Source organism: Pedobacter sp. 22163 (assembly GCF_052045595.1).
Taxonomy (GTDB): domain Bacteria; phylum Bacteroidota; class Bacteroidia; order Sphingobacteriales; family Sphingobacteriaceae; genus Pedobacter.
In genome coordinates this window covers 588,146-600,334 of sequence record NZ_JBQEPM010000001.1, presented here as the reverse complement: position 1 = coordinate 600,334, position 12,189 = coordinate 588,146, and the positions used below count along the sequence as shown (strand labels likewise).

The window sequence follows — 12,189 nt, the reverse complement described above, 5'->3', positions numbered from 1 at the left end:
GCGTTAGATACATGAAAATAAAATATTTCGCCTTTTTGATATTATCATTCATCATGGCCACCAGAGTGGTTCATGCGCAGAACCGTAGTTTTGTTCAGGAGGATGTGGTCAAGGTTTCCGGCATTTTAACCGATGTACAGGTTTCGGGGCTTGGTATCACCCAGCGCAACACAACAAGGATTTATTATGATGGTCTAGGAAGGCCTATACAATCCGTAGCGCTTTCTGCAAGTCCAGGCCAGAAGGATATTGTCCAGCCTATCGTTTATGATAATCTGGGTCGGCAGGCTACTGCTTATCTGCCATACGCTTCCGCTATTGCAGGGGGTGGTTATAGGAGCAATGCTATTAACGAACAATTGAGCTTTTATCAGACTTCGGGGCAAAAGACTGCGATGGACAGCAATCCATATAGCCAGAAGGTTTTTGAGAACAGTCCTTTGCAACGTGTATTGCAGTCTGGAGGTATAGGCAACGGGTTTCAACCGGGGCAGCACTTTAAAATCCTCTCGACCCGCTCGAATCTTGCGAGTGAAACGGTATGGAAGCGGGACCCGGATGGTACATATCAGGGAAATTATGCAACGGGCGCGCTTATGGTGACTTCTGGAACGGATGAAGAGGGCGCTCAAACGCTCATCTATACTGATCAGAATGGGAAAACGATACTTAAAAGACAATTGCTTGCGCAGAATGGGACGACATGGGCAGATACTTACTACGTGTACAATGATCTTGGTGGGCTAGTTTTTGTAATTCCACCAAAGGCGGTCGCGCTGATGGACGGTTATGGCAACTACAGCCTGCAGCAGCAAGATGTACAAAAGTTGCTCTTTTCCTATGTTTACGATGATAAGGCTAGGCAGGTTGAACGCACGGTTCCGGGCGGTGGTATAACTTATTTGGTTTATGATGCTTTTGATAGACTGATACTGGCCCAGGATGCCAACCTCAGGTCTCAGCAGAAGTGGAACTATATTAAATATGATAGCAGAAATACTCCGGTGGCGCAGGGGATTCATTATAATGGCAGCTATATCACAAGATCTGCAATGCAGGATTATGTCAATGGGCTGAATTTCGCCGCAAATTCCTCAGAACTGCGGAATGGTGATGCTGCTACCGGTTATTATACGAATAGCTGTTTTCCGAATGTGGATATTGAGCCTTTGGGCTACGCTTATTACGATGATTACGATCTCGATGGAAATGGTGCTGCAGACTATGCTTACCAGAATCAGGGAATGGCGGGAGAAGTACCGCAGGCTGATTACAGCAAAGGCATGCCTACTATTGTGAGAAAACGAAGTGTGGGTAACGGGCTGGCTAATATCTGGCTGACTTCGGTCATGTTTTATGATGCCAACAGCAATCAGATCCAAGAACAGACAAATAACCAACTGAACGCAGTGGTAAACAGTATAAGTACAAGCGTTTTCGATTTTGCTGCTAAGGTGATCAGGAGGAGAGCCGTGCAGGTGACTTCGGCAACAACTGTAGTGCACGCCGAATATATTTATGACCATTGGGGTAGGCTTAAGACTGTGGATGAAGGCTATAACTGGGGTGCAGCGGTGAGGATCGGAGCTTATGAATACAACGCGATCGGGCAATTGATCGATAGGAAACTGCACAGTACCAACGGTGGCGGAAGTTATCTGCAATCGGTGGATTACCGCTACAACATTCAGGGGGGGCTTACCAGTATCAATAACAGTAGCCTGGGGGTGGATGATCAGAACGATGAAAATAATGATGTATTTGGGATGGAACTGTTTTACAATCAAGGCGATGCTGGGATCGGCAGTTCTGGCTTATTTAACGGGATGATTTCTGCGGTAAAATGGAAAGTGAATGCACCGGGCGTTGCGATGGGCAATGAACGCAGTTATCGTTTTACTTATGATAAGCTTTCCCGGCTTAACGCTGCTGTATATGCTGAACGAAACGGAGGCGGCTGGAATAATAATGGCGCTTTTGATGAAAAGAATATCAGTTATGACCTAAACGGAAATATATTAACTTTACAGCGGAATGCGATATTGAACGGTAATATTGCTGCGGTTGATGATCTGAACTATAGCTATGATGGTAACCGCTTAAGCAATGTTTCCGATGGACTTGGGGGTGCTTATGGACTATTCGGTGTTAAAAACCTGACGGGATCGGGAGAGGGTTATGAATATGATGCATCGGGCAATATGACCGGTGACGCAAAGAAAGGTATCAGCCTTGGCTATAACGTATTGAACCGCACAGATAGAGTGACTATCAGTTCAGCAAACGGCAGGTACATTGACTATACTTACGAGGCTGGGGGAGGACTGATCCGTAAACAGGCTTTTGATAATTATAATCTGGTGAAGACCACCGATTATATCGGTGGTTTTGTATATGAAAACAATGTCCTGTCTTATTTTGGTATGGCAGAAGGCAGGGTACGCAACAACGGTGGTACCCTTAAGTTGGAGTACATGATCAAGGATCAGCAGGGTAATGTTAGGGTGAGTTTTGAAGAGCAGAATGGGGTTGCTGTGGTAAGACAGGAGAACAGTTATTATCCATTTGGGCTGACGATGCCGGGAAGCGTGATACCGACCGACGCAAACAGAAAACTGTATAATGACGGTAGCGAATGGCAGGATGATTTTGCTGATCTTCCTGATCTGCAGCAGACTTTTTACCGGATGTATGATGCGGCGCTAGGTAGGTTTGTGGCGGTGGATCCAATGCCGGAAGCGGGTGAGAGCCTTGGGACTTATCATTACGCAATGGATAATCCGGTGATGTTCAATGACCCGATGGGGGATGTATCCCAACGGTTATGGGATAAAGTTTTGAATTTTGCCCAGAACGGTACCGGCACGATGTTGGTGGACGGTATGCACTATTATGGCGATGAGGAAAGCCCACTTGAAAAGGAAAATGGAAGTTATGGCTATTACTCCTCGGGTGGGATCAAATTCTATAATGAAAATCATACTGGGGTATCCGATGTGAATGGCTCTTATACGGGCAATGCGTATACTGTTTGGAAATTTAATGCAATTGATACTAAAAGTCTTGGGAAAGTTGATAAAGGCGGACAAGCGGGTAACCAACTTGCTTTTGTAGGCGGAGCAGTTTTATCAGCTGGTTGGGCTGCCGATGGTTTAGATCCTGAACCTGTTACAAAAGTAATTGGAGCGGCGGTAATGATCGGTGTAACAGCGAAGGTTTTATATGATAATAGAACCTACCTTGCTAATTCTGCAGTGTCATTGTACAATAAGATGACGGGTGAGATTGATCGAATCGCTCAGAAGACTAAGGGGCCGAGAGGCTTTACATACGCTTTAGTAGCTAAATCATCAGGATTATATCCAAATGTAAGAGGGGGAACCACATTATTAAATGCAGGTGAAGTTTGGAAATATGGACAAACAACCTCCAGTGACAGATATTCAGATAATTACTTAAATACGGCTGGTTTGGAGCAAATAAATTTATTTCCTGGTAGTCAAATGGAAATTAAAATACAAGAAAAAATAATGATATATAGTTATTTTATAGAGCACGGGGCATTACCTCCTGGAAATAAAATTTTTAGATAAAAAAGTATGAACTTTGGATTAGCAGTAAATGTATCAGTTGAACTGAGAAAAAAAACGCATTATATCCACTTATTATCAGATGAGTTGGAAATGAGTTTCATGAATAAATTTTACGGGGACGACATAAAAAATTTTACTATTGGAATAGTCTGTGTGTCACCAGAATTTGATGAATTTTATAAAGAAAAAAAACCAAAATATACGAAAGGGACAAAAATTATAAACCCTGACGGTATACCTTTTACACTTGAGGATAATTTTGAGTACCGAATTAAAATTGATTATGAAAATTTTAAAAATGCTGATGAACTTGGGGCTAGGAAAATTTTAGCCAAAGAAATCCTTTCATCTTTAGTTATTTTTGAAAAGATGAAATCAAAAATAAAGGACTTTGATATGGGTAGCTTTAAGACAGATTTGGAAGAATATTTTAAAAGCCATGATTTGATTTAGCGTGTACCGAGACATTGAGTAGGAAGGTTGGTGGATTTTTTGGCTTTTATTTAGTAGCTACGGCGTTAAAGTGTGTATCTATAATGGGAAAGCCGTTCGGGTTAAATTTGTGTCGGGCCGAAATAACTGAATCGTCACCAACGTCGAATTAGGATATTAGATTGTCGTTAAGCTGTTGTAAAGTATTCACTTTCAACATGGCATGAATTGAGCTTTAGAGATCCAAATATAGTGAATGGAGACATGATATTAGCTAAAATGTTGATAAACAGTCAGATAGCCATGGAAGCCCCATTTAATATTGAAGCTTCGACATTGGATGTTAATGAGTATAGCCAAAAGCAGCTATGGCTCGAAAACATGAACATTAAGGAGTCAGGGGCTGTAAACTTGTTTCTTGGTGGTGTAAATTCCAAGTCTTTAGCCTTTGGCAAGTTAAAAATGGTTGCTTTGGGAAATGATCAATTTAAGATAAAGGACAATGTGTTTGATTGGAATATTGAAAGAGACCAATATAAAAATGCTATTATTTCTAATCGGAATATTGGTACTGCCATTGGCTGGTGGACTACACATTTTCTACCGGTAAGCTGGGTTTTGGGGGGCGATTTCAACGTTTCATTTTCAGGTTCAGTCAAAATAAAAAAATAAGAATGTATGAAATATAGGTTGAGAAAGATTTTGTTTTTGTTGTTTGGCGCGGCAGTCGGAACAATACTGGGCTGTGCAGAATATCAACCTACAAGTCTAGGGAATGGATATGTCGTCGATTTTAATATTAAAGGAGCGAAGCTATCTATATTAAATTCAAAAAATACTATTCTAGTGGAATCGCAGGTTCTTGGCTATGGATTCGATTCAAGATATATTGTTGCTTCACAAAGACCATGGGACAGTATTCCTGAATGTAAGTTTCTTAATGGAGAAAGCCCAGATCAATGTAAATTAGCATTCGAAAAAAGTAATTTTTGTCAATATTGGATCATTGAGAAAAAAAATGAAAAGGTTTTCGGGCCTTATAGTTTAGAACAATATAATGAACAGCATAGGCAGTTGGGCATTAATGCTGAGATTGAACTTAAAACTAGATAATGATAGCAGTTTTTTTAAAGTAGGTAATAGTGAAAACGGCTAAATCTATTAATGCCGAAAATGAGGGCAATACCTACACTTTAATGCCTGATTTTTATACACAAGTAATAGATTTTGATCTTTTTAATGAGATAAAAATAAATGATTAATAGTTTTGATTATAGAACGTTTTTTGACCATTAAAGACAAAATTAAATCCGAAAAGAATTTCATTGGTTAACTTTCTACTGTGCATTGAGATAAAGACGAAATGAATTGTAAGAGATGAGTTAAATGGTGTTGATAATCTTTCTTTTAAGTTTCCTGCCAGAATATTGCTTGTAGTATTTGTTATTCTTTCTGCCCCAGCTGTAATAACACATATCAATTGTAAAAACGGCAGGTAAATATTTGGGGGTAGCCGGTCAGTTATTGAACACAGCCGTTTATCTTTCTAAATCAATAGATCCAAATGAACATTTAACGACTGGTGACCATGTTGGGTTTTGGACTGGTACGGGGGTATTTGCAGCAGCTATGATGTTTAGCAATCCGGTTACGGCCGGAATTGCTATAGGGGATGGAGCACTTGAGTTGGGATTCTGGCTGTATAACGGTAAGTTGATAGCGCAGAATATTTTTGATAAATAGGGTTTTTGATAATATGATTTTAGATTTTTTGATTTTCATAACATATCGTTTTTTGACACCTATAAGAAAGGCCAGCCCGAAAGGTATGGTATTAAGAAGCTTAAATATTGTCTCAGTTATGATCTCTAACGTTTCTGTATTTATTTTTTCTGTGATTTATATGTTTTTGATCAGTCAAGGTATAATGCAATACAATAAGATCCTGGTCATAATCGTCATCATAATAATCTGGTTAATGGTCTTTTTATTGGTGCGAATAAGATATCGTACTAGTTTTCGGAATAAAATGAAACAGGCTAGCGAAAAATACATGATTAATAACAGAAACACTATCATTCTTTTTGTTATATGTTTTGTCGGCTCATTTTTAGTTGCGGGACTTGGAACCCTCTGTTTCCGGAACATTTTTTATAGATAAGAAAATTCAATCATTTTAAAGAAACATCGTAAAGATGAAAAGTCTTTGTTCACATAATGAACTTTGGATTAAATCAAATCAATAAGTAAATCCTGGTCGCGTACCGGGATTTACGGTTAAATATTGTTTTTTAACGATGACATTGCTAAAGTTTGGTTTTAGCAAGGTTATATTGCCGAGTGGCGAGTTCTTTATAGATATGTCCAATAAGGAAAAGTGAAAAACAATTCGTAGAATATTCCTCAATAATAAGTAATGTCATTTAGTTTGAAAGAATTCACCAAACGGCTTGAGATTTATAGTCTTTCGGTTTGTTTTGGATTTCAGTATGGATTTAATTCGTTCGTCACTTCAAAAGCCCTATTTGTCACTTGATTTCTTTCGTTCGTCAAAAATATTGGCATTTTTCCGATTTTATGTGCACTTTACGGTGTGTTAATATCCTTTGGGCATATTACCCGGCCAAACAGTTTATCCAATGAGAATACAGACTACCAAAAAACTTGATGCTTATACACTTACTGAGATCCTGATCGTACTTGCGATCATCGGGATCCTGATCCTGCTGGCACTGCCCAACCTGATGCCGCTGATCACCAAGGCGAAGACGACCGAAGCCAAGCTGCAGCTGGAACATGTGGCCAAGCTGGAGCAGAGTTATTTCTATGAACACTCAAAATATTCGGCCGATCTGGTGGAGATCGGTTTTATCCAGGAGAAACTGACCTCGGACGCGAAGGACGGTAAGGCCAATTATAAGGTTGAAGTGACAGCTGCATCCAACAATACTTTTACGGCAAAGGCCACTGCGGTGGCGGATTTTGATGGTGATGGGACTTTCAATGTCTGGCAGATTGACCAGGACAAGAATTTAAAGGAAATTGTGGCGGACTGATGTTGCTTTTGCAGGGTGGGATTATGATGGTACTTGTTGGAATGGTGTATCAGGATTTTAGGTTCAGGGGCATTTACTGGTGGCTTTTTCCGCTATTGTTAATGCTTTTTGTACTGGATATTTGGTTACGCTACGCTTTTGTCCGTCTGGCAGCTACGGCTGGAAGTAATATCATTTTTATTATTGTACAGATGTTCTTGCTGACCGCTTATGTTTCGCTCAGGAAGCGGAAGTTCACTAATATTTTTAAAGGTTACTTTGGGCTTGGGGATCTTCTTTTTCTCTTGTGCATCGCATTCTATTTTTCCTGTTTGAATTATATTGCTTTTTACCTGTTGAGCCTGATGATCGTGGTCGTGCTGACACTGATTTTTAGCGGGCGTAACCGCGCAGAAAAGGAAAAGATTCCGCTTGCAGGTTATCAGGCACTGTTCTTGATCCTGATCATGATTGTCAGTTTTCTTATAAAAAGCGTTGACATCCATTCGGACGAGGTATTTTTTAATCTTTTGCCTTATGGAAATTAGACCGGAGATATTGGCACTGGTGTCCAAGGAGACGGCCATGCAGTACAGGATATTTCCAAAAGAAAATGGCGCCAAGGGCGGAATTGAACTTTACTGGGACGGGAACGGCGATGAAGGATCTCTTAGAGATGAGCTTGAGGTCGTTCTGGGCTGTGGGGTGAGCCTTTCAGCATTGGAAAATGCAGAACTGAGCAGGTTGCTGTCCAAACATTATCTTGGTGATGTTTCGGTCGGCGCTGAAAAAAAAGAGGTTTCGGTAATCTCTGCCGGGGATGATTTTCTGGGGCTGCTGATCGAGGAGGCGAGAAGGCTTAAGAGCAGTGATATCCATATCGAGACTTTTGAAAAACGCTCCCGGGTACGGGTGCGGATAGACGGGATGATGATCGAGCGTTACCAGATCGAGAAGAAGGATTATCCTTCACTGATCAATAAGATCAAGATCATGGCCAACCTGGATATTGCCGAAAAACGACTGCCGCAGGATGGCAGGATCCAGTACAGTTCGGCAAGGCAGAGCGCCTTTGATATCCGGGTATCGGTACTGCCTACCCTTTACGGGGAAAAAGTGGTACTCCGATTGCTTAACAACAGCAGTACGGACATCGACCTGAATACTTTGGGATTGTCGGACCAGGATATGCGGCATTACCTGGAGGGGGTGCAGCGCCCGAACGGGATCATCCTGATCAGTGGTCCGACCGGATCTGGAAAGACCACTACTTTATATGCTACACTCAAACTGTTAAATAAAAGTACACGGAACATCCTCACGATCGAGGACCCTATAGAATATACGCTGGAAGGGGTTAACCAGGTGCAGCTCCGTGAAAATATCGGGTTGGGTTTTGCGGCTACGCTGCGTACTTTTTTAAGGCAGGATCCGGATGTGATCATGGTCGGGGAGATCCGTGACCCCGAGACGGCCAATATGGCCATCCGTGCGGCTTTGACCGGTCACCTGGTTTTGTCAACGATCCATACCAATTCGGCATGGGGTACGGTGGCCCGCCTGATGGATATGGGTATACCGGGTTTCCTGGTGGCCAATACGCTCAATACGACGGTGGCGCAGCGACTGGTGCGGCTGTTGTGCCCCGTCTGCAAAAAAGAGGAAGTGATGGATGAGGGACTTTATCCAAGACAGTTCCGGCCGCCTATAATGGTGGAGCGGCATTTCGTTGCTGCGGGCTGTTCAAAATGTTATTATACAGGTTACAGTGGCCGGAAGGCGGTCTATGAGGTCGTGCCGATCGATGCAGACCTCTCGCAGCAGATCAGGAACGGGAACATGGCCATTGATGGAGTATTGGCCGAAAAGGGAATCAATACCCTGTCCGGCAATGCCTTTTCACTTTTTGCCGATGGCCTCACCAGCCTGGAAGAAATTTACCCTTTATTGTTGGCCATCTAGATTTTTTTACGCTCAGAATAATGAAAAACACAACTATATTTTTTAAGACCGGTTGCCTGATGGTACTGCTGCTGATGCTAAGCTTCCATAACGGGTATTCGCAGGGTACCGAACAGTCGCAGCGGCTGAAAGCAGTGGAAGAGCGGCTGAAGAACCTTGCGGTAACGGTGCCGGGGCTTAACCAGCCCGTTCAGATCTCGATCTCGGGCGCCTCGGCGCAGGAGTTTTTAAGGGCGCTGGCCCAGTCGAACAACCTGAACATCAATATCGATCCCGGGCTGAACTTTAAGGTCTATACCAATTTCAGGAACGAAACGGCATTGAACGTGCTGCTTTTTATGGTAAAGGAATATGACCTGGACATCAATCTGATCGGTTCGATCATGTCGGTGACCAAGGCTGCGGTTGCGAAAACCGTTTTGGCGCCGCGGGATATCCGGGTGAACTACAATTCATCGAACGAATACCTGGGTTTTGAGCTCAATAACGATACCTTGGGCCAGGTGGCCAAAAAGATCAGCCAGCTTTCACAGAAAAATGTGGTAGTGCCGGTCAACCTGATGGACATAAGGGTAAGCGGCTTTATCGCAGCGGCTCCTTTTGAGGTGGCACTGGAAAAACTGGCCTATGCCAATGCGCTCAAGATGAACCGGACCAATGACGGGGTGTTCATCTTCCAGCCTTTGGCTGACGGTGAAGAACTTTATGTGAACGGGGACAATGCCACTGCGGTGAAAAGATCCAATAAGCCATCTGGACAGGGAGGCGGACAGCCACAGGGGAATTTTAACCTCAGTGCCAGAAAAGATGCGCAGGGTAACCGGACAGTAAGTGTTGATGCGCTAAATACCCCGATCCTGGACCTGATCAAGTCGGCTTCTGCCGAGGCGGGTGCAAATTATTTTATCTATTCGGATATCAAAGGTACGGTAACCACCAGGCTCAGTGGGATCGGTTACGATTCTTTTCTGACTGCGCTTCTGCAGGGTACCGAATATACCTATAAAAAAGATGGCGGGGTCTACCTGATCGGGGACCGGAAACTCGAAGGGCTTAGGGCCAACCGGATCGTGCAGCTGCAGCACCGTTCATTGGATACCATCCAGATGATGATCCCGACGGAATGGAAAAAAGGGGTGGAGATCAAGGAATTCAGGGAGCAGAATACGCTCCTGCTTTCAGGATCCTCACCGCAGGTGAATGAGATCGAGAACTACATTAAACAGATCGACCGCGTGGTGCCGATGGTGCTCATCGAAGTAACCCTGGTAGATGTGCGCAAGGGCAAAACAGTCAAGACTGGTATTTCGGCAGGGGTATCGGACAGCGTGAGGACCGGTGGCACCGTCCTGCCAGGACTTGATTATACCTTTGGTGCCAATTCGATCAACAGTTTTCTCTCCAGGCTGGGGCGGAACGGCTCGGTGAACCTGGGCAGGGTGACCCCGAATTTTTATGTAAAGCTCAGTGCCCTGGAAAATAACAGTAACGTGGATATCCGCTCGGTGCCGAAACTTTCTACGCTAAATGGACATTCGGCGAGCCTGAGCATCGGAAGTTCGCGCTATTACAGCCAACGGACACAGAACGTAATCCCTTCGCTCAATGCACAGACGGTGGTAACGGAGCAGTTTACAGAGGTGAATGCCAACCTGGAAATCGATATCAGGCCCGTGGTGTCAGGCGATGACCAGGTAACCTTGAATATCAAAGTGAATATCTCCGACTTTATCGGCAATCCACCGCTGAACGCGCCACCGCCCAAATCAACGAGTAAGTTTACTTCGATGATCAGGGCGAGGAATGAAGATATGATCGTGCTGGGCGGCCTGGAAAGGACAGAAAGTAATGAAAGCGGATCCGGTATCCCGATACTTTCCCGTATCCCGGTACTAAAATGGCTCTTTAGCAGCAGGGAGAAATCCAATAACAAAGTGGTGACCCTGGTCTTTATCAAACCTACAATCCTGTACTGATCATGTTTGCGCCTTTTGACCATCTGCTCGGGATTGAGATCGTGCTGCTCCAGCAGGGGCAGTACCGCTGTAGCTATGCTGTGGTGTACAGGAAGGGAAATGCCCTGGAGATCCTGGAACATAAAGAGGTTGAAGGACCTTTGGTAAAGGTGTTGGAATCCCTTCCACGGAAATATCCGGTGGCATTGGCACTGAGCGGAAAGGGGATACTGCATAAACAGCTCGAGGGTAAGGGGGATGGACAGTCCGGCCTTTTTAAGGAAGCTTTTCCCTCAGTGGAGAAAAAAGAATTTTATGTGCAGGAGCTCCTGCAGGAAAAGCAGGCCTGGATCAGTATTGTCCGGAAATCCCTGGCTGACGACCTATTGGGCAAACTAAAGTCTGCAGGGCTTAAGGTGTATGCCCTGAGCCTGGGTGGGCTGCCCCTTGTGGGAATATGGGGGATGCTCGGAGAAACGGACGCGGGATTTTCGGTGGATGGACATGTTTTTTCGGTGGCAGCGGATGGAAGCTTTTTAGGATACGGTTATTCAGAGGCGCAAGCAGGAGAGAGTAAGGTGTCTTTGGGCGGAAACAGCGTGGCTTCCCGGTCGGTATTGCCGTATGCGCTGGCATTCCAGCTTTTTCTGCATGACCGGGTTGAACTGGTCAAAGCTGAAAATGAGGAGGCCGACCTTGCTTTTGTCGCCTTTTTGGAAGATTCCGGCCTAAAAAAAATGATTTCAGTATTTATTTTTGTGCTTTTGGGCCTGCTGCTCATCAGTTTTTTTATGCTCAGTCATTATAACGCGGAGAATGCGGTTTTGAATGAAAGGGCGGGCCATCTGACGGCTACAGCAGACCAGGGTGATGTGCTGAAAAAAGAGATAGCGCTGCAGAAGACCCAGCTGAAGAAAATGGGATGGAACGGTGGATACAGTTATGCTTTTCTGCTGAACGAGATCGGAAGCTCCAGGCCCAGGCTGCTGAACCTGACGCAGGTGCAGTTTGGGGAGGAAAAGAAAACGGGTCCGCTGGAGCAGGCGGGAAATACGATAAAGATATCGGGAGAAACGGCCAACCTGAGCGCGGTAAACAACTGGATATTCATGCTTAAGGAAAAAAAATGGGTGCGCAGTGTCAAACTGTTGCGCTATCAGCAGGATATGGGCTCCGATAGTTATTTCTTTAATCTTTTGATCGGATATTGAT

10 protein-coding genes are annotated in these 12,189 nt (G+C 44.0%); all 10 read left to right on the top strand.

Annotation, left to right across the window (positions count from 1 at the left end; translation table 11 throughout):
- Positions 1–11 precede the first annotated feature (11 nt).
- The 10 genes from ACTJKN_RS02535 to ACTJKN_RS02490 all read left to right on the top strand — a co-directional run bounded on the left by ACTJKN_RS02535 (position 12) and on the right by ACTJKN_RS02490 (position 12,188).
- A complete protein-coding gene (locus tag ACTJKN_RS02535; protein WP_440822390.1) occupies positions 12–3,593 on the top strand; it encodes a DUF6443 domain-containing protein in 3,582 nt (1,193 codons plus the stop codon).
- 6 nt (positions 3,594–3,599) lie between these two features.
- Entirely contained in the window at positions 3,600–4,046 is a 447-nt protein-coding gene (locus ACTJKN_RS02530; protein ID WP_440822388.1) for a hypothetical protein, read from the top strand.
- 207 nt (positions 4,047–4,253) lie between these two features.
- A complete protein-coding gene (locus tag ACTJKN_RS02525) occupies positions 4,254–4,697 on the top strand; it encodes a hypothetical protein (RefSeq protein ID WP_440822386.1) in 444 nt (147 codons plus the stop codon).
- A gap of 6 nt (positions 4,698–4,703) precedes the next feature.
- A complete protein-coding gene (locus tag ACTJKN_RS02520; RefSeq protein ID WP_440822385.1) occupies positions 4,704–5,138 on the top strand; it encodes a DUF3997 domain-containing protein in 435 nt (144 codons plus the stop codon).
- A gap of 390 nt (positions 5,139–5,528) precedes the next feature.
- Positions 5,529–5,768 (top strand): hypothetical protein, encoded by a 240-nt coding sequence (locus ACTJKN_RS02515; protein WP_440822383.1) that lies wholly within the window; start codon positions 5,529–5,531, stop codon positions 5,766–5,768.
- Positions 5,769–6,664: 896 nt separating this feature from the next.
- Positions 6,665–7,081 carry a type IV pilin protein gene (locus ACTJKN_RS02510; RefSeq protein ID WP_138821434.1) on the top strand — a complete coding sequence of 139 codons (417 nt, stop codon included), beginning with the start codon at positions 6,665–6,667 and terminating at the stop codon, positions 7,079–7,081.
- A 101-nt stretch (positions 7,082–7,182) separates the two neighbouring features.
- Positions 7,183–7,608 (top strand): hypothetical protein, encoded by a 426-nt coding sequence (locus ACTJKN_RS02505; RefSeq protein WP_440822381.1) that lies wholly within the window; start codon positions 7,183–7,185, stop codon positions 7,606–7,608.
- Entirely contained in the window at positions 7,598–9,022 is a 1,425-nt protein-coding gene (locus ACTJKN_RS02500; RefSeq protein WP_440822380.1) for a GspE/PulE family protein, read from the top strand. Before ACTJKN_RS02505 ends, ACTJKN_RS02500 begins: the two co-directional genes overlap by 11 nt.
- Before the next feature lie 20 nt (positions 9,023–9,042).
- Positions 9,043–10,998 (top strand): type II secretion system protein GspD, encoded by a 1,956-nt coding sequence (locus tag ACTJKN_RS02495; RefSeq protein WP_440822378.1) that lies wholly within the window; start codon positions 9,043–9,045, stop codon positions 10,996–10,998.
- A 2-nt stretch (positions 10,999–11,000) separates the two neighbouring features.
- On the top strand, positions 11,001–12,188 hold the full coding sequence (locus ACTJKN_RS02490; RefSeq protein WP_440822376.1) for a hypothetical protein: 1,188 nt from the start codon (positions 11,001–11,003) through the stop codon (positions 12,186–12,188).
- The last annotated feature ends 1 nt before the right edge of the window (position 12,189 follow it).